The 18,822-nt window shown below is 41.1% G+C and carries 20 protein-coding genes and 1 tRNA gene; 7 read left to right on the top strand and 14 right to left on the bottom strand.

Going from position 1 to position 18,822, the window contains the following annotated elements:
• Positions 1 to 639 precede the first annotated feature (639 nt).
• The gene (locus EV146_RS21690) at positions 640 to 1,548 is read right to left on the bottom strand and encodes a DMT family transporter (RefSeq protein WP_132010661.1); all 909 of its coding nucleotides are present in this window, start codon (positions 1,546 to 1,548) and stop codon (positions 640 to 642) included.
• 124 nt (positions 1,549 to 1,672) lie between these two features.
• On the opposite strand from EV146_RS21690, the gene EV146_RS21685 reads away from it, so the two are divergent.
• The gene (locus EV146_RS21685; protein WP_162990213.1) at positions 1,673 to 2,371 is read left to right on the top strand and encodes an MgtC/SapB family protein; all 699 of its coding nucleotides are present in this window, start codon (positions 1,673 to 1,675) and stop codon (positions 2,369 to 2,371) included.
• Positions 2,372 to 2,451: 80 nt separating this feature from the next.
• Positions 2,452 to 2,524: transfer RNA gene (locus tag EV146_RS21680), tRNA-Ala, on the top strand.
• A gap of 311 nt (positions 2,525 to 2,835) precedes the next feature.
• Here EV146_RS21680 and EV146_RS21675 read toward each other — a convergent pair.
• Positions 2,836 to 3,036: a cold-shock protein gene (locus tag EV146_RS21675; protein WP_043932249.1), complete on the bottom strand. Its 201-nt coding sequence runs from the start codon at positions 3,034 to 3,036 to the stop codon at positions 2,836 to 2,838.
• A 447-nt stretch (positions 3,037 to 3,483) separates the two neighbouring features.
• Here EV146_RS21675 and EV146_RS21670 point away from each other — a divergent pair, with 447 nt between their 5' ends.
• Positions 3,484 to 3,663 (top strand): hypothetical protein, encoded by a 180-nt coding sequence (locus tag EV146_RS21670; RefSeq protein ID WP_121611328.1) that lies wholly within the window; start codon positions 3,484 to 3,486, stop codon positions 3,661 to 3,663.
• Between the two features lie 59 nt (positions 3,664 to 3,722).
• Here EV146_RS21670 and EV146_RS21665 read toward each other — a convergent pair whose 3' ends face one another.
• The gene (locus EV146_RS21665) at positions 3,723 to 4,727 is read right to left on the bottom strand and encodes a hypothetical protein (RefSeq protein ID WP_132010659.1); all 1,005 of its coding nucleotides are present in this window, start codon (positions 4,725 to 4,727) and stop codon (positions 3,723 to 3,725) included.
• 361 nt (positions 4,728 to 5,088) lie between these two features.
• Here EV146_RS21665 and EV146_RS21660 point away from each other — a divergent pair, with 361 nt between their 5' ends.
• From EV146_RS21660 to EV146_RS21650, 3 genes are all read left to right on the top strand, one after another.
• On the top strand, positions 5,089 to 6,129 hold the full coding sequence (locus tag EV146_RS21660) for an LLM class flavin-dependent oxidoreductase (protein ID WP_132010657.1): 1,041 nt from the start codon (positions 5,089 to 5,091) through the stop codon (positions 6,127 to 6,129).
• Between the two features lie 136 nt (positions 6,130 to 6,265).
• Positions 6,266 to 7,396, top strand: coding sequence for a CAP domain-containing protein (locus EV146_RS21655; protein ID WP_181215960.1), 1,131 nt, complete (start codon positions 6,266 to 6,268; stop codon positions 7,394 to 7,396).
• A gap of 130 nt (positions 7,397 to 7,526) precedes the next feature.
• The gene (locus tag EV146_RS21650; protein ID WP_132010655.1) at positions 7,527 to 7,766 is read left to right on the top strand and encodes a hypothetical protein; all 240 of its coding nucleotides are present in this window, start codon (positions 7,527 to 7,529) and stop codon (positions 7,764 to 7,766) included.
• A gap of 116 nt (positions 7,767 to 7,882) precedes the next feature.
• On the opposite strand, the gene EV146_RS21645 is transcribed toward EV146_RS21650, so the two are convergent.
• From EV146_RS21645 to bglB, 11 genes are all read right to left on the bottom strand, one after another.
• Positions 7,883 to 8,725, bottom strand: coding sequence for a sugar phosphate isomerase/epimerase family protein (locus tag EV146_RS21645; protein ID WP_181215959.1), 843 nt, complete (start codon positions 8,723 to 8,725; stop codon positions 7,883 to 7,885).
• Positions 8,726 to 8,807: 82 nt separating this feature from the next.
• A complete protein-coding gene (gene kduD, locus EV146_RS21640) occupies positions 8,808 to 9,596 on the bottom strand; it encodes a 2-dehydro-3-deoxy-D-gluconate 5-dehydrogenase KduD (RefSeq protein ID WP_132010651.1) in 789 nt (262 codons plus the stop codon).
• 37 nt (positions 9,597 to 9,633) lie between these two features.
• Complete coding sequence (gene kduI, locus EV146_RS21635) at positions 9,634 to 10,464, bottom strand: 5-dehydro-4-deoxy-D-glucuronate isomerase (protein WP_132010649.1); 831 nt, start codon at positions 10,462 to 10,464, stop codon at positions 9,634 to 9,636.
• 56 nt (positions 10,465 to 10,520) lie between these two features.
• Positions 10,521 to 11,534 (bottom strand): sugar kinase, encoded by a 1,014-nt coding sequence (locus EV146_RS21630; RefSeq protein ID WP_132010647.1) that lies wholly within the window; start codon positions 11,532 to 11,534, stop codon positions 10,521 to 10,523.
• Positions 11,535 to 12,185, bottom strand: coding sequence for a bifunctional 4-hydroxy-2-oxoglutarate aldolase/2-dehydro-3-deoxy-phosphogluconate aldolase (locus EV146_RS21625; RefSeq protein ID WP_132010645.1), 651 nt, complete (start codon positions 12,183 to 12,185; stop codon positions 11,535 to 11,537).
• A 202-nt stretch (positions 12,186 to 12,387) separates the two neighbouring features.
• Entirely contained in the window at positions 12,388 to 12,702 is a 315-nt protein-coding gene (gene rhaM / locus EV146_RS21620; RefSeq protein ID WP_132010688.1) for an L-rhamnose mutarotase, read from the bottom strand.
• A gap of 59 nt (positions 12,703 to 12,761) precedes the next feature.
• Positions 12,762 to 13,520 (bottom strand): DeoR/GlpR family DNA-binding transcription regulator, encoded by a 759-nt coding sequence (locus EV146_RS21615; protein WP_121611319.1) that lies wholly within the window; start codon positions 13,518 to 13,520, stop codon positions 12,762 to 12,764.
• Between the two features lie 103 nt (positions 13,521 to 13,623).
• On the bottom strand, positions 13,624 to 14,922 hold the full coding sequence (locus EV146_RS21610; protein ID WP_121611318.1) for a TRAP transporter large permease: 1,299 nt from the start codon (positions 14,920 to 14,922) through the stop codon (positions 13,624 to 13,626).
• Between the two features lie 38 nt (positions 14,923 to 14,960).
• On the bottom strand, positions 14,961 to 15,464 hold the full coding sequence (locus EV146_RS21605; protein WP_132010643.1) for a TRAP transporter small permease: 504 nt from the start codon (positions 15,462 to 15,464) through the stop codon (positions 14,961 to 14,963).
• Entirely contained in the window at positions 15,461 to 16,468 is a 1,008-nt protein-coding gene (locus EV146_RS21600) for a TRAP transporter substrate-binding protein (RefSeq protein WP_132010641.1), read from the bottom strand. Before EV146_RS21600 ends, EV146_RS21605 begins: the two co-directional genes overlap by 4 nt.
• A gap of 102 nt (positions 16,469 to 16,570) precedes the next feature.
• Entirely contained in the window at positions 16,571 to 17,614 is a 1,044-nt protein-coding gene (bglB, locus tag EV146_RS21595; protein WP_121613915.1) for a beta-galactosidase BglB, read from the bottom strand.
• Positions 17,615 to 17,992: 378 nt separating this feature from the next.
• Between bglB and EV146_RS21590 the strand changes: the two genes are divergently transcribed.
• Complete coding sequence (locus EV146_RS21590; RefSeq protein ID WP_132010639.1) at positions 17,993 to 18,754, top strand: IclR family transcriptional regulator; 762 nt, start codon at positions 17,993 to 17,995, stop codon at positions 18,752 to 18,754.
• Positions 18,755 to 18,822 lie beyond the last annotated feature (68 nt).

The raw sequence follows: 18,822 nt of genomic DNA, 5'->3' as shown, positions 1-18,822 counted from the left end.
TCCAATAAAGAGTATGAGTTAAGCTCACTTGCGCAAGGATGCGCTGACGTCGATGTTGCCACAGGATGTGGCGTTCTTAGTCGACGATCCTTACTAGAAAAAACGTTGGCTAGTGATTTGAAATCACTAAGTTTTATTGTTTGTTGACGCTTGTTTGTTTAGTTTTCAAAGAACAACTCTTTAATACCCATCGCCCCGAGGCGACTTTATTACTATAACATGCAGACAAAACAGTGTCAACACCATTCGATAAAATTCTTCTTTTTTTGATGTCTAACTTTTCTGATGCCCTTTCCTCTTTAAAAGGAATTTTTAATATACCATGGACCAAGCATGTTTGCAATATAACTTATTGCTGTATTAAATCTATTCATAAGACAAAAAGGTATATGTATATTCTAATAACCCGGAACATAAATTGTCTTAGACAAGCACGGTGAATTTGGAGGGATGAAAAATCGAACTCTTTGCCCAATACCTTTCTTTTATTATGGCTGTATTCTTATTCGCCTTTTCATATATAGAAGGAATTAAGCTCGTGAACACGGAAGGAAAAGTAAACGGGGGGACATTTATTTTTTCGGTAATTTGCGCATTTATATTTTCCGGCTTTACTTATACATTTATGTAGAATCCCCTTCATTGAAGGGGATTCTCCTTTTGCAATCTTATTGCTGCCATCCGCTTATCAAGTAAAAAGGCGCTAATTCCCGCCATGACAATCAACCCTCCAATAACCTGGGTCCATAACACCTTTTCTCCAATTAAATAATATGCCAGTATGGTGGCACCTACAGGCTCGAAAAGGATGGCAACTGATATGGTTGAAGTACTCAGCCATTTAACAGACCAATTCAAGAGAGTGTGTCCAAGCAGAGTTGGAATCAATGCGAGCAGCAGGAAATATAACCAATCACTGGGCGGATACGGATGTAACGCTTCTCCTGAAAAAAGGACATAAATGAAAAGAGTTACGGTGCTGACGGCATATACAATGAAGGTATAGGCAACCAGCGAAACACGCTTTCGAACCGATTGGCCAAACATCAAATAAATGGTAATAAGGGCGCAGGCAACCAGGGCTAGTATATCCCCCATAAATGCCGACCCGCTGATTCTGAAATCACCCCAGCTGATAATTACGCTACCTGTTATGGCAACCCCGCCGGCAAATAAGGCTTTTACTGAGAAGCGCTCTTTAAAAAATAAATAGGTCCCCAGAAAAGCAAATAACGGCTGTAATGTAACTAGTACAGTCGAGCTCGCCACTGATGTGAGGTTTAAAGACTCAAACCAGAGGATAAAGTGAAAAGCCAAAAAGATTCCTGAAACAATTGATAATGACCAGTCTTGTTTCGTAATATGTTTTAGCTCTGAAACATATTTTAGAATAAAAAACGGAAGCATGATTAGTACAGAAAAAAGCAGGCGGTAAAAAGCAATCACTTCAGCGGGGGCTGTCGATACTTTCACCAAAATCGCAGAAGTAGACACTGCTGCCACTCCTATTGCCAGTACTAGAGCGGGGTTGATGTTGGGTTTTTCCATATTTTCTTCTCCTAGTCCATTTTCTACTAATAGAAAGTGTATACTATTTTATAAAGAAAGTCGGAAATTTTTAATATTTATTATTTTTTATGCTACTTACGTCTTCTTGCAGGGTGGGAATATAATGATTATACACACTATTGACTCTGAAATATTAATTCGTTTAGGTTTGTCTGCTTTCCTCGGTCTGATCATCGGCCTTGAACGGGAGCTTAAACGTAAGCCCGTCGGCTTGAAAACAAGTCTGGTCATCAGCATTGTCAGCTGCCTTTTAACTATTGTCTCAAGCGAATCCGCCTATATGTTTCCGGGAGACAAAGATGTAAACATCACAATGGACCCGCTCCGTTTAGCCGCGCAGATTGTATCAGGGATCGGATTTCTGGGGGCAGGAGTTATTTTGCGAAGAGGAAATGACACCATTTCAGGATTAACTACTGCAGCGATGATTTGGGGAGCGGCAGGCATCGGCATAGCAGTAGGCGCTGGGTTCTACATGGAAGCGATAGCCGGAGTTGCTCTGCTGATCTTCAGCGTTGAGGTGATGCCTTATTTTATGAGTTTAATTGGACCAAGACAGCTGAGAGAAAAAGAACTACTGCTGGAATTCCACGTTAAGAATAAGAAAGGAATAGCGGAGGTACTGTCAAAGATTAAAGGAGAGAAAATTTCTATAAACAAGATAAGAATCAAAGATCTTGAAGAAGGAGACCAGCATGTTCAACTTGTGGTGGCAGTAAACAACCGAAGAGAAACAACCGATGTTTACGAAACAGTTTCTGCTATCAAAGAAATAAAAAGGGTAAAAATAGAAGGACTATAATTTTTTTATATTTTTTCAAAATAACACTTGCAACTCTCTCCTTTAGCGGCTATAATTTTTCTTGTACCCAATGAAATTACGGGGGATTAGCTCAGCTGGGAGAGCGCTTGCATGGCATGCAAGAGGTCAGGGGTTCGAGCCCCCTATTCTCCATCCTAAAACCTTGCTTTTACAGCAAGGTTTTTTATTTGTACAGAATCTGCGGCAGCAATTTCCGCAGTTTTTTTAATATACGATATCTATACCTACTTAGGCAGCAACATTCCTGTTATATGCCCAAATGGTCCGCTGGTTCCATAGCAAGTCAGTTACCAACGAACACTTTGAGCAAAATCCTATTTCATTTGTTCTAATACAATTTTCCACCTTTTATTATGCTATACTTAAATTTACCATTTACTTTCCTGGATAAATAAAAAACAGACCCATTAAAAATGAGTCTGTTTGTAATTTCATGATTGAAATTAGTTTTTGCGAACGTTAGCAGCTTGTGGTCCACGAGCTCCTTGCTCAACGTCAAAAGTAACTTCTTGGCCTTCTTCAAGAGTCTTGAAGCCTTCGCCTTGAATAGCTGAGAAATGAACAAATACGTCATCTCCGCCTTCGCGCTCGATAAATCCAAATCCTTTTTCTGCGTTAAACCATTTTACTTTACCATTTTCCATTTTTGTTGCCTCCTAGTGTGCCAAGCACACATTTTTATTACTATTCTTGCTCTTTAGCGTATCAGGCGAAAACCAATATTTGTTCTTCCCTTACATACCGAACAAAAATAAGTCTTCTATAGAATAACAGAATTTGAAAGATTAAGCAAGTCCAACCAGAATGAAATTATTGTTCCTAATTTTATCTTGATGTTTGGACGAGCTTAATCAAACCTTCAGTACTCAAGCCTCTACGCTAGACTTACACCAATACTTTGTGCCGGGGATATTTATATTTTTTCAAGATCTTCTGTTTTTATGCTCCCTTTGTCAAAAATGTTTTTTTATCTTCACTCGGCACTTTTCATCGTCGAAACGCATGTACATAAATCGCCACTTCTATAATTTTAATAACATGATCATTAGGTTGTGTTATGATAAGAGTGAATATGAAAGGGAGTGCCCACTTTGAAATCATCCAAAAATCAATTTCAATATGGTGAGTCTGTGCAAATTAAAGCTACGGGAGAGTTAGTCACTATTATGAAATGGGAATACGTTAAAAACATGAAAAGATATTCTTACGTTGTCAAACAGCATCCCGGCACATTCTTTTTTGAAGAGGAACTACAGCTAACGACAGCATAATGTACAGAGCCTGAAAAAGAAAGTTTGATCCCATTCTTCAGGCTCTTTTATTTGCTCCATTAGGCAAACCGGTAGTAAATCAAAATAAAAGTTCCAAGTACGAACAAAAAATTTAGAAATACAAAGATAAATTGGTCGACTTTAGTCTTGTGCATTTTAATTGGAGGATTATAAAAAGATACCCCTTCAATGATAAAAATAATAAGGACGATATGAACCATGAAATGTCCAATAATCTCGGTGAAACCAAATAACATAGTGGTTGAGACAAAAATTAAGGTGACAACCATCCCCAGTACCCTGTTTAATATTCCCACTACTAGTAAATAGCCCACCACAAATTCGATAAATGCAGCCATTACAATAAAAGCCCCAGGAGCGAATCCAAATGTTGGCACATGATGATTTACTACGATGTCCAAGGACATACTAGGAAATACCCATTTTTCTACCGCTACCCAGCAAAGGGATAGGCCAGTTCCTAAATATAAAAATGGAAAGCCCATATTTTCAAACCTGGTGTTCCCCGCGAGCAGAACTCCAATGATTGCTACGTAAAAGCCGTAATCCAGCATATAGAACACTCCATGCTGGGTTGTTATATAAATGAATAATCCAAGTAAAGTAAGTGCACCTGCTTTGGTGGCAATGTGATGTGGAACCAATAATAATCCAATTGTTATCCATGCTAATATAACTGCAGCATCATGTTGAATGTGAAGTTCAGGTGCGAACAGCGTACCATTTGTTACTTGAATAAGTATTGCAGCTGCCGTTCCATATTTAAGAATAAATCTGGAGTATTTTCTTAATCCAGATAGCTTACTATCCCATTCCCGGATAAATTTCCAGTCAGCCGTTTTGGGAATGATAAGAGTCAGGACCCCCAAAACAATTGCTGCAGCCAGAGCCAGTGACATAAATAATGGAGATAGAATATTTTCAATAGCCTCTTTTTTTGGAGCCACCTCTGTGAACCATTTCACATGAGCTTCCGTTATAAAAGGCGTCATAATAAGTCCTATTAAGATCAATATGGGAAAAAGTAATCGAAATTTCTTCATGCGTAGTCCTCCTTGTTGATATAACAACATAACCATAGTATTAATATACATTAGTAATCCTTTTTTCCTAGTGTGCAATGATGAACATTTTGTGAATTTCATCACATATGCAGGCATGGCTGCAAATAAAAAATCAATCGGCTAGTTGATGAGAAACAGTTTGCGCCGAAAAGTTAGAGGTTCTCAAACAGTTGATCCCAAACAAAACATCTTAATCAGCCCTTTATATTGTAATGAAAGAATCAGCCTACAAGAGTTTTTTACCGGAATCAATTTATTTTGTCCATTTGAGAATCACTGTTAGAATATCTTAGGTATACTTCCCAAGTCTCATCAATAACACTATAAAAAGGTGGATAAAATGTCAGACAACAATAAAGGCAATCGAATAGAAAAACATCTAAAGGACATTAAATTATCAGTTCTCGATCTGTCCCCTATCATAAAAGGCGGGACAGCATCCGATTCATACAGAAATACATTGGATTTGGCACAAAATGCGGAAAAATTAGGGTACCACCGCTACTGGCTTGCCGAACACCATAACATGCCTGGCATCGCTAGTTCCGCCACTTCTATCGTCATTGGGCATGTTGCCGCGGGAACTTCAACTATAAGAGTCGGATCCGGGGGAATCATGCTTCCTAACCATTCGCCGCTGGTCATAGCAGAACAATTCGGCACGCTTGAATCTCTTTTCCCCGGCCGGATTGATTTAGGGTTGGGGCGGGCTCCCGGTACTGACCAATTGACAGCCTATGCATTGCGAAGGGAAAGCAGAAGTGACGGCCAGGATTTTCCTGAACAGTTAAAAGAGCTTAGGTCTTATTTCTCCCCTGCGTTGGAGGATGGCAGGAAACATGTCAGGGCCATACCTGGAGAAGGTCTGGACATTCCAATCTGGCTTCTGGGTTCAAGCGGTTTCAGCGCAAAGCTTGCCGGCCAGCTAGGCCTGCCTTTTGCTTTTGCAAGTCACTTCTCACCTGAAAACACGCTGCCTGCTCTCTCGATTTATCGTGAGAATTTCAGTCCATCCGAAGTTCTTTCTGAGCCCTATGTGATGGTAGGAATAAATGTCATAGCTGCTGACAGCAGCCTCGAAGCACAAAGGCTGGCAACTTCCATGCAGCAGCAATTTTTGAACCTGGTGCGGAATAAACCTGTTCCTTTGCAGCCCCCGGTTGAAAACATGGATGACCTATGGAGCGATTACGAAAAAGCAATCCTTCAGAATCAGCTAAATTCATCTATTATAGGAGACACAAAAAAGGTGGAGGAGAAGCTTCATGCTTTCCTGAACGAAACTCAAGCTGATGAAATCATGATAAATGCCCAAATCTTTGACCATAAAGCACGAGTAAGGTCGTATGAACTCATCTCCAGTATCGTTAGCTGCAGTTAGAATTGACGTTAGAACAGGCTATTAAAAAATTGCCTGTTCTTTTCATTTCGGCTATGCAAGTTCAATTTCTTTGTTTTGCAGTGAACCGTGTAAGGGTATGATGGAAATAAGAATTTTATAGAGGGCGGGGACGAAAGTGAGGTTTATTTTACTTTTAATTGCCGGTTTTCTTTTATATACTGCATGGCCTGTGATTGAACATAAACTCGGGTTAGAAGACCAGCCCGTACTTAACAAAATGAAATCGGAAATGGAATCCTTAAAAGAGCATCCAGAATTTCTTGGTTTGACTGAAGAAATTTCCCGGCTAAAAAACTTGTTTACCCAGACACTTGAGTCGGTCCCAAAGGATCTGCAGCCCGAACAGCCCATCAAGATAGAAAAGCCTGACCTAAAGACACCGACTGATCAATCTTTTTCAATTGCCAATATTGAACTTGGAGAGACAAAAACAGAGGTAGAGGAACAATTAGGTTCCGCCAAACGATCTACCCATAACGAGTATGGGACAGAATGGCACACCTATCATGACCATTATCATAACTTTCTGATGGTTGCCTTCAACCAGGACAATAAAGTTGCGGGAATTTACTCCAACCAGGATCTGATTAAAGCAAAGAACGGCATAGCTTATGGCACACCAAAAGAGAATGTTCTAGACAAAATGGGTGAGCCGCTGGAAAAAATCCAAAAAGGTTTAGTTTATTATCAGCTTCCAAAAGAACGGGATTATGATATATTTTTACTAGATGGCAGCTATACCACTATTTTTTATGATAAACATAAAAACAATAGTGTTACAGCCATTCAAGTGGTCAGCACCACTCTTGAGAATGAGAGACAGCAGTTTTATACAGAAGCAAGCAACGCACTAATTTCAGGCTTCGAGTATCAGTTGTTTGATTTAACGAATGCGGCCAGAGTCCAGCACGGGCTGCAATCCCTTGCCTGGGATGAAGCAGTCAGGGAAACAGCACGCAGTCACAGCCTGGATATGGCAGAAAACAATTACTTTAATCATACAAATCTGGAGGGACAATCTCCCTTTGACAGAATGGCAGAGGATGGCATTTCTTTCTCCGTTGCGGGAGAGAATCTTGCTTACGGCCAAACCAGCAGTGTTTTTGCACATGAAGGATTAATGAATTCAAAAGGCCATCGAGAGAACATACTAAAAGAAAATTTTAAGCTGCTGGGCGTCGGGGTCGCCTTCAACTCAAAATCCCAGCCCTATTATACTGAAAACTTCTATACAAAAAGGTTTTAGGAAAACGGCAGGTCATTATAGATGGCCTGTCTTCCTATCAGTAAACCGATTCTATCAGTTTTATAAAGTTTGAATTCTATCATACGGGGTAAGCGTTAAATGAAAAATCTACATAACAAGGAGGCTAAATATGAGAGCATTGGCTTTATTGGAGCTTGTCTTACTTGGCTACCTGACTTATTTACTCATTGACTTAGTGATTGTTTTCTTCACTGAGGGGGTTGTTGTCATGGCTATTGACCTAGTAACAGGAGGAGCCAAAACCATTGCTATTGTTTGTGGATTAGCCTTGATTGCGGATATTTGGAGAGTAAAAAAGCGGGAAAGATTAATAAAAAAAAGAAGACTCTCTCCTGACCGTGTTCTCTAGCCCTGGTCGAAGTTTCCTCGAGCAGTGTGAGTCAAAAGCCCTTCTGATAGAAGGGCTTTTGCTATGGCAGATTTTCTATTTAATCCATTACTATACCTTAATAAAGCGGCGAATAATTAAGCTTGCTGGTACTTCTCCTTTAAAAAGTCAATGCTTCCATCGATAAATGGTTCCCTCGTATCCTCCATCAATATATTAATCATTGGCTTTTTCGCTTTAATTAATTTCAGGACGAAATCATAATTCAGCAGTCCCTGGCCCACTGGTGCGAATTTTAAAGTTCCATTCTCGATGACAAAATCCTTAGCATGGAGAATGACGATCCTATCCCCAAAGAGGTCAAATGCTTCCTGAACAATCTCTTCCTGCTGTTGATAGGTTTCAGCCGTTAATAGGTTTACTGGATCCAAAATAACTTGAAGATTATTGGAATTTACTTCATCCAGCAGCCTTTTCATTGTCTTCGGTGAATAAATAGGGTGATTGACTCCCGCTTCTACCCCGACGATTACGCCAAACTTTTCTGCTTCTAATACAAGTTCCTTAACACTCTCCACTACTTCCATGAAGGGCTTTTCATTAAAGTTCTCAACAGTATACGAAATTTCGGCATTTACATTCCCTGTTTCGGTTGCAACAATACTGCAGCCAAAATCTCTGGCAAAACGGATATGTTCCTTAAAACGTTCGATACCTTTTTTTCTTTCCGTCTGGTCTGGATGAATCATATTAAAATAACAGCCTAAAACAGCGATTTGTACCTCTTTTTTTCGAAACGCTTGTCCAACCTGATGGGCGAATCCGGGGGAAAGACTTCCCAGCCCTGTATTCACGTAGTCAAGGGATTTGGCTAGTGCCAATTGGACTGAAGTGAGCCCTTTGCTGGAAATCTCTTCAATCAGCTCCTCCAGGGGGCGATTTTCAATGTCATGCGCTCTGATTCCTATATTCATTTTCATCACCTGTCTTAATATATTTTATAATCATAAAGCCGCACCATGTTTTTATGGTACGGCTTTATATTTTAGGCCTTATTCTCCCTTATCGCGCCAACCAGCCGCCGTCAATAGCCAAAACATGGCCATTCATATAATCAGATGCCTTGCTGGCTAAAAAGACAACCACACCTTGAAGGTCCGAAGGGTCAGCCCAGCGCCCTGCAGGAATCCGTGACAGGATTTCTGCATTTCGTTTTTCATCCGCACGGATAGGAGCGGTGTTAGCTGTAGCAATATATCCCGGAGCAATCGCATTGATTTGGATGTCATGCTCTGCCAGTTCATTTGCAAATGCTTTTGTAAGACCTGCCACGGCATGCTTGCTTGCTGTATAAGGCGGAACAAATTTTCCTCCCTGGAATGATAGCATGGAAGCAACATTAATAATCTTGCCGCTTTTTTGTTCAACCATTACCTTTGCCACTTCCTGGCTCAGTAGGTAAACGGCATTAAGATTGATATCCATTACAGCATCCCAGTCCTCCTGCTTGTACTCCAGCAAAGGAGCACGGCGGATGGTACCAGCATTATTGACGAGAATATCTATTTTGCCATATGCCTTTAAACAAGCTGCTACAACTTCTTTTATTGCATTCTTATCAGTCAGGTCTGCCTGAAAAAACTCGACTCTGCTGCCAGTTCCCTCTATTAAACCCCTTGTTTCTTCCCAATCCTCATTGTGGGCAACGATGAATAAATCGGCCCCTGCTTTAGCAAGCGCTACAGCATAACCTTGCCCAAGACCTGTATTTCCGCCAGTCACAATTGCGACCTTTCCGGCAAGACTAAAATAATCCAGTGAAAAAGCCTGTAAGTCGTTAGTCACTTTCATTTCCTCCTAAGCAAAGCATGATTTATATTTATTGTGTTTATCGCAATTCTTCCATTTTTACATGGTCCATGTCTGTGTAAGTAATGTTTTCTCCGCACATTCCCCAGATAAAAGTATAGTTGCTTGTCGCTGTACCAGTATGGATGGACCAGCTAGGAGAAATTGCAGCCTGTTCGTTTTTCATTACCAGATGCCTTGTCTCGTCCGGTTTCCCCATAAAGTGGAAAACTCTGGTTTCAGGTTCCATGTCAAAGTACAGATAAACTTCCATCCTGCGTTCATGTGTATGGCATGGCATTGTGTTCCAGACACTTCCCGGGGACAGCATGGTCAGGCCCATCTGAAGCTGGCAGCTTTCACACACATTCGGATGGATATATTGATAGATTTTACGCTCGTTCAGAGTTCCCGGCTCACCCATTTCCAGAGGTTTAATCTCATTAATATCAATTTTCACTGTTGGGTAGACATGGTGTGCAGGAGTAGAGTTAATATAAAACTTAGCTGGGTTGCCTGCATCCTTTGAACGGAATAAAACTTCCTTCGTTCCTTTGCTGACGTATAATCCATCACGGGCCTTCATATCATACTCGGTTCCGTCAAGGATAACAGTCCCGTCTCCGCCAATATTGATGATGCCCAGTTCACGCCGTTCTAAAAAGTAATCGACTCCTAATTGTTTATCGAGCGTGATGGTCAATTCCTCTTCGGCTGGAGTCACACCACCAAAAATCATCCGGTCATTATGGGTATAGGTCAAATGAACCTGACCAGCTTCGAAAAGGGTTTCGACTAAAAATTCTCTTCTTAAATCATCTGTTGTGTATTTTTTCATATCTTCGGGATGGATCGCATAACGTGTTTCCATTAGTCATTTCTCCTTTTTCATTAAGAATTTTATATGCTGAAAGAGTCCACGACTCTTTAGCGAACAATTTTACCAGGTTCATTTGTTGCAAATTGCAGTACCTCTTCTTTTGAAAAGGCATTGCAGTCACCATGAATGGTATGCTTCAATGCTGAAGCGGCAGTAGCGAAAGAGATAGTCCGTGCAGCTGAAAGCCCGTCTAGAATCCCTGTTAAGATTCCTGCTGCAAAGGCATCTCCTCCCCCGACACGGTCCACAATTGGCTCTATATGGTGAACTTTTGATTGATACAGCTCTCCATCAGTAAACAGGTTTCCCTGAAGCTTATTGCTGGTAGCCGATAATACAGTACGGAAAGTGGAGAATATATATTGGATATCAGGATACATTTCATTTATTTTTTTGTAATAGGATTTCAGCCTGTCTTCCCTCGGCAGCGCCTCATCTTCTTTATCCAGGCCCAGCAGGTAAACAGCATCCAGTTCCCCGCAAGAACAAATGTCCGCGTATGGAAGCAATGGCTTAATCGCTTCGGAAGCTTCCTGCTGTGTCCAAAGTTTTGCACGGTAATTAAAATCAAAGCTGGTTGTGATTCCCTTTTCCTTTGCCTTTTTGAAAGCCAATAGTGCAAGCTCCCTTAAGGCAGGCGATAAAGCCAGTGTGATGCCTGAGATGTGCAATAGTTCAGCCCCATCCAGTACTTCATCGAGGTCAATCTCTTCTGGAGAAAGCTGCGAAAAGCTTGAATAAGCACGGTCATACGTTACCTGGGCACTTCTTTCGCCAACCCCGGCTTCCAGATAATAAGTTCCAAGCCGGTTTCCGCCTTTTAGCAAATAATCTGTCTGGACACCATTTGATTTCAGATGCCGCTCAACTGCCCTACCCAAAGGATTGTCCGGCACCTTGCTGACGAAATACGCTTCATGGCCAAAATGCGATAATGACACGGCAACATTCGCTTCCGCTCCACCATAATTGGCGGTTAAATGCCCTGTCTCGCTAAGGCGTTCTCCTTCAAGTGTCGAGAAGCGAAGCATAATTTCGCCCAGAGTGACAACCTTTTTCATTTATAGGCCCTCTCTCGCTTCTTTTACTTTTTTAATATACTGGCTCGCATATTCTGTAATTTTTTCGTAATCCCCGGTTTTGGCTGGAGCAACTAAATTTCCGCCAACCCCCACAGCCACACATCCATTTTTAATCCATTGATCGACGTTTTCGAGGCTTACTCCTCCGGTTGGCATAATGTTTACTTGAGGAAGCGGGGCTTTTACCGACTTTACAAAGTCCGGCCCAAATGCATTGCCCGGGAATAATTTTATGATGTCGACACCGTGTTCCAGTGCATTTTTCATTTCTGTAATTGTCATGCAGCCTGGCATGTATGGGATCTGATACAAATTGCATAGTCTTGCAGTTTGTTCATCAAAGCTTGGACTGACAATGAACTGGGCACCTGCCAAAATGGCGATTCTTGCAGTGGCTGCGTCAAGTACCGTCCCGGCTCCGAGGACAACCTCGGGATTGCCGGCATAGTGGGCGGCTAATTCCTTTATGACATCCTCTGCATCACTTATGGTAAACGTAACCTCAATCCCAAGGATTCCGCCTTTTACACATGCTTCGGAAATATGTATGGCTTCTTCTTTTGAATCTGCTCTTACGACTGCGACAACTCCACAATCCGCTATTTTAGTTAATACCTGAAGCTTGTTCATAGTACCCTCCTTCTATTGCAAAACCTAATCACTTTTCCTATTTGGAAACTTAATTTTTCATTTGGAAACTACAAGTCTATTATATAAAACGAAAATCAATATTACAACAAATTCAAAAATAATGATTTGTGAAAAATAAAAACGCTCCCAAATTATGCATTTACCAACCTTGTATAGCGGTTGATAGTTAAAGGTCTTTATTTTATGCCATGTAGAATACTTCCGAGAGTTCAATACTGACTGGACTATTATCAGGATTTGTATCCATTAAAGGTTTCATATACGCCCACCATTTTTTGCAGATTTCTGTTTCCCCCATCTGCTTCCACTTTTCCTCGCTTTCAATCTCCAAATAGGCAAAGAGCCTTCCAGATTCCTTATCAAGAAAAATGGAGTAATTGTGCGCCCCATGTGCTTTTAATTCTTTTAACATTTCTGGCCAAATATCATCGTGCCTCTTTTGGTATTCCTCGTAACTGTCCTTATTGACAAACATAATAGATGCTTTTCTAATCATTGTCATACTCTCCCTCTCCTATGAATTACAACACTCCGCAAACGCTTCCAAAATAATAACTAACAGATAACCTCAACCTCATTTTGTGCAAATAATTTCAGCCAAGGATCAGCAGGCTTTCGGTCTGTCACAATATAGTCTATATCAATAAAATCAAATAGCTTCACGAAAGAGGCTCTGTCAAACTTCGAATGATCGACCACAAGGACTATTTTATTCGCTTGCTTCCGCATGACTTTTTTCAATTCACTTTCTGGTTCGTTTGAATCCATAATCCCTAATCCCGGCGAAAGTCCTTTGCAGCTGAAGATTGCTACATCCACGATATACTTTTTTACTGTATCATTCGCGATTGAACCCACAAGTGAATTTGATTCCGGCCTTAACGTTCCTCCAGTAGAGATGATGTTGCAATATGAGCTTGAGAATTCCTGAAGGACGGTACTGGAGTTCGTGATTACTGTCAATTTCCTTCTATTCGGTATGATGCTTCGCAAACATTCGAATACCGTTGAACTCGGGTCCGCCATCAATGTATCCCCATCGTTGATTAATGGCAAGAGCTTTGATGCGATAAATTTTTTTTCTTCCAAATTCCTTGTTTGTCTCATTTGATAGGATAGATCTTCAGCTGCAGGGCCGTTCAAAATAGCCCCCCCATAAGTCCGGGTTACAAGCGTATCTCTTTCCAGTTTCTCTAAATCCCTGCGAATGGTTTCCTCTGTAACTTTAAATTGTTTGCTCAGGTGGGACACATATACTTTCCGCTCTTGCTGAAGGATATTAAGAATCCTTTCCCGTCGTTCAAATGCCAGCAATTCCTACACCCCTTTTTCCCTGTAGAACAATGAACTAGATCAAATTGTGCTAGTATTTTTAGAAAATGGCTGTAAATTCATATCTACAGCCATCTCAAACGAATTATAAACCAAACATATTTGGCAGGAACAGACTAACCTGCGGAACAAATGTAATCAGCAGCAAGATCGCAATGATTGCGATATAAAAGGGAATCAATGGTTTAATGACCTGTTCCACTTTTACACCACCGACACTCGCCCCGACAAATAACCCTGTCCCAACAGGAGGCGTAATGGTCCCGATACATAAATTAAAGACAAAGAACAGTCCGAAATGTACAGGATCAATTCCCAGATTTTGTGCAATCGGCAGGAAGATTGGGGTAAAGATTAAAATGGCTGGAGCTATGTCCATAAATGTTCCAATAAACAATAGAATGACCGTTATAATCAGGAGAATAACAAACTTATTGTCGGAAACTCCTAAAACAGCATTGCTGATTGCATCAGGCAGGCCTGTAAAAGCCATGACAAAAGACATTCCGGAGGATGCAGCAATCAAAAACATAATGACGCCTGTCATTTGCATCGCCTGGATTAAAATATTTGGCATATCCTTCAGTGTGATTGACTTATAGTAAATCAACGCCAAAAACAGAGAGTAAATTACACAAACAGCCGAGGCCTCAATGGCTGTAAAGATACCAGTCAAAATGCCGCCGATTACGATGACAATCAGCAGAATGCTCGGAATGGCTTCAACAATGATTTTCCCCGCTTCTTTAGCTGTCACTCTTGGAGCAACAGGATAGTTCCTTTTTTTCGCTATGATAAAAGCGACTGCCATAGTGGCTAGACCCCATAGAATTCCAACGACATACCCGCCCATGAATAAGGCCGCAATCGACGTCCCGCCGCTTATTAATGAATAAATGATAAAGGCAGAACTAGGCGGTATCAGCATGCCGGTCGGAGCGGAAGCGATATTGACGGCTGCCGAAAAGGTCTTTCCATAGCCCTCTTTTTCCTGCAAAGGAACCATAACTCCTCCGATAGCGGTCGAAGCCGCAATCGCCGATCCTGAAATGGAGCCAAACAGCATATTTCCCATGATATTGGTATGTGAAAGGGAGCCTGGAATCCGGCCGCCCAACAGCCTGGCGAGATTAACCAGTTTAATCGCAATTCCCCCATTGTTCATGATAATGCCGGATAGAACGAAAAACGGAACAGCGATTAATGAAAAACTATCAAGACTGGTAACCATCTTTTGGGCTGATGTAAAAACCGATACATCAAAGGGCAAAAGCAATAGCGTGGTTGTAAGGGACGCTGCTGCAATACTGATTGCAATTGGAATCCCTATCGCCATCAACACTGCAAATACCCCAAACAATATTAGACTTGATTGTATAACCATAAAGTTCACCTGCTTTGTATTATTTCGGGTCTAACTCATCAAGCTGCTTTTTTCTGAAGATCTCCTGACGTTCTTTTCTTTGCGTCAAGCAATTGTTTGATATTTACAGAGCTGTAGAACAGGATGAACAAACCTGACACTGGCAAGGATAGATAGATATAGCCCATTGGTATTTGCAACGATGGCGATACCTGGGACATAGTCAGTGATACGGCTTTTCCTCCACCAAACACCATTATCACCGCCGCAAACAGCAGGAAAATTGATTGGATGACAATATCCAGCTTAATCCTTGAATCTTCAGGCAAACGGTCCCGCATGAACGTAATGGCAAGATGAGCGTTTTTGCCAACCACATAGGCAGCACCGAGCATGGAAAGCCAAATTAAACTGAATCGAAGAAATTCCTCAGTGACAGCACTTGGACTTTGAAGGATATAACGGCTGAGTACCTGCCAGCATGCAACCGCTACCATCAACAGGAATAAAGTACATGTGATAAACTCAATCAATTTATCACAATATTTTTTTGCATTGCTCATTGATTTCCCTCCGATCCTTGTCTCTTCTTTTGAATTTCTTCATAAATATTCTTCAGGCCATCCTTGTTTTTAAATTCCTCGTGCAGAGGTGCAACCGCTTCCTGGAATGGCTTTTTGTCCACTTCATTGAAAGTAATGCCAAAGTCCTGCTCTGATTTTGCCTTCGCTTCCTCAACGGCTTTCTTCCAAACCATTTTCTCATATTCTGTGGATTCTTTAGCCGCTTCATAGACCGCTTTCCTATGTTCTTTAGGCAAGCTATCAATGGTTTCCTTATTTATGAGAACAATATCCGGAACTCTTGTATGTTCATCATAGGAATAGTATTTTGACACTTCTCCATGACCTGCCTCTGTCAGGGCGAATTCATTGTTCTCGGCACCGTCGAGTATTCCTTGCTGCAGAGAAGTGTATACTTCACTGCTTCCCATTGGTGTAGGAGAACCACCCAATAGCTGAACCATTTTTATTGCTGTTTGACTTTGCATGACCCTGATCTTTTTTCCTTTCAAATCACTCGGCTTTGTCACTGGCCCGTCATTCATATAAAAACTTCTCTGCCCTGAATCGTAATAGGTTAATCCAATAAACCCCAGTTCCTCAGTGGATTCGTAGATGGGCTTGACAATATCACTGTCCATTACTCTATAAAAGTGAGCTTCATCATCAAATAGGTAAGGCAGACCAAAGATGGAATACTGGTCAGAAAAACTCTCCAAAGCAGAACCGCTCACTTTTGTGAGATCAACTGCTCCAGTCTGGGTCAGTTCAATGAGCTCTCTTTCCCCGCCCAATTGGGAGTCCGGGAAATACTCAACCTTCACTTCACCATTTGTTTTCTCCTCCAGCAGCCTTCCAAACTCGGCCATGGAGTCTTTAACAGGCTGACTGTTGCTGGAATAGGCAAACCGAAGAACAGTTTGATCGTTTTGTTTTGTATTGAATCCAGTAATCACGATCAGAGCCATAAGACTTACAATAATAAGTGCGAATGTTTTTTTCATTCTTTTGTCCTCCATAAAATTCTGGCCATTCATTTGAAGATTGGCAGGCTTCCGTGAACAAAAGCCTGCCAATCTCATCTCAATAATCAGGACTTGTATAAATTAGATATAGGAGTGCAGAAACTCTGACAGAGCAAGGACAGCAAGCGATTGTCCATATGGCATTGTCGTAATCTTGATCTCCTTATAAAAATCGAGCGTATCCCCCATCCCTGTTCCTACCGAGACTTTTTGCAAGGCCCCATCATCATTAATTTCTCTGATGATTCCCCTGATGGCTTTATAGGCGACATCCTTATACTCCTGGCTGATATATCGCTTATGCACAGATTTCAGAATTCCGTAGGCAAATCCTGCTGAGGCGGAGGCTTCCAGGTAAGATGTCTTGTCATTTATGAGCGTATGCCACAGCCCGCTGACATCCTGATATTTAGCAAGGGTCTCTATTTGCCTGTTCAGTGTATCGATGAGGAATTCACGAAGAAAGTCGCCTTTCTTCAGTTCCAATATTTCGATAATCTCCGGAATAGCAATCGTTATCCAGCAATTCCCTCTTCCCCACAGCGCTTCGGCATAATTGTGATTTTCCTCAAACGTCCATCCATGGAACCATAATCCGGTTTTTCTGTCGGTTAGGTACTTGATGTGGATTAAGAACTGTTTCTTTGCTTCCTCCAAGTATTCCGGCCTGTTCAAGAGCTTGCCGATCTTTGCCAATGGCAAAACTGTCATCATCAGGGTATCATCCCAGAGCTGATTCTTATTTTCCGGTCCATATGTCATATGCTGCAGACCATCTTCTGATGTACGGGGCATATCGTACATCACCCATTCAGCCCAATCCTCCAGGTATGGCAGGAAGGTTTGATTTCTCGTATCTTCATATAAAAAGGCCAATGTTAAAAAAGGGGCCATTGTGTTTACGTTTTTCGGCGGCACACCTTCCTCAAATCTGGCTTCGAACCATTGATTGATAATATCTAAAGCTTTTTGGTCATTTGTTAGTTTCCAATATTTATAGATTCCATAAAGCCCGACACCTTGAGGCCAGTTCCAAACATGCCAGCTTTTATCGTCTACAATCAAACCGTCAAAATTAAGCAAAAATTCACCGGTATTATCTTTGATTTCGGTTAAATTGTTCATTAGTAAATTAATGTATTGAATAATTTCTTTCTTTTCGATTACATTCGCCTGTGTCAACCGTTATCCCTCCAAATTGAACTTTTATCGCCCTGTACTTCTGTTAACGCTTTCAACATTTATATATTAATTGTAAATAAGCCGCCCCTCAGGAACAATTAAAATAACAGAGGTTTATGTTAAAAAAACATATTTTTTTCTGATAATTCCTTTGAAAAAAGTTGTTTTCTGTTGGATTTAAGCAAGATTGTTTTGGAAAGTAAAAGGAGAAACTCCTCCGCTTATTTCTTAATAAGAAATTCGAAATACTATTTGGAAACTGTTCGATTAGAGAATATAATAGGAGAAAGGATTTGCCTATCGGCTTTGAAAGGAGCTTTTATGAACACAAGCAAACAGCCCTACGGAACGGTTTTGATAAAAGCGGATCGGATATTAGGTTTCCTCTCAAGCTGCGAAAAACCGCAGCCATTAAACATAATTGCAAAAGAAACCGAGCTGACCAACTCCACTGCTTTGAAAATACTGGATACACTCCTTTTGATTGGATATGTCCATAAGGACCCCGAAACGAAAAAATTCAGTTTGGGGACTAAACTGATAAAATATGCTAACAAATCGATCAATCAGCTGGATATTAAACAGATTGCCCATCCTTATCTGGTTGATCTTCAGCAAAAAACTACTGAAACCGTACATTTGGGAATCCTGGATGACTCAAGCATAGTCTATGTTTCAAAAATAGAGAGCAAAAATCCAATATGCTTGTATTCCCAGCTGGGAAAACATGTCCCATTGTATTGCTCTGCCATGGGCAAGGCGATAATCGCGGAGCATTCAGATGAAGAGATTGAAAAATACCTGAGGGATACCCCCTTAACACAGAGAACGGCCAATACGATTACATCTAAAGAGAATTTCCTGCGGGAAATCACCAGAATCAGGGCACTTGGGTATGCATTCGATAACAGTGAAAACGAAGACGGTGTTTTTTGTGTTGGCACAACACTGAGCACCAACAATAAAAATTATGGAGCAATCTCAGTCAGTGTCCCTCAATACAGGGTGACCGAAGACTTCCTTCAGGAAATGATCGGCGCTCTTCAAACGTGCCGCCGGCAAATCCTCGGGGAGCTTGCATAAAAAGGCAAAAAACCAGCTTTTGGCTGGCTTTTTGTTTTATCTGGAATTGTTAGTCAGTCAAGATTCCG

The sequence above is a fragment of the Mesobacillus foraminis genome (genome assembly GCF_004340465.1).
Taxonomy (GTDB): domain Bacteria; phylum Bacillota; class Bacilli; order Bacillales; family Cytobacillaceae; genus Mesobacillus_B; species Mesobacillus_B foraminis.
Note: the sequence above shows the minus strand (reverse complement) of the source record. Positions and strands in the feature narration are given on the sequence as shown.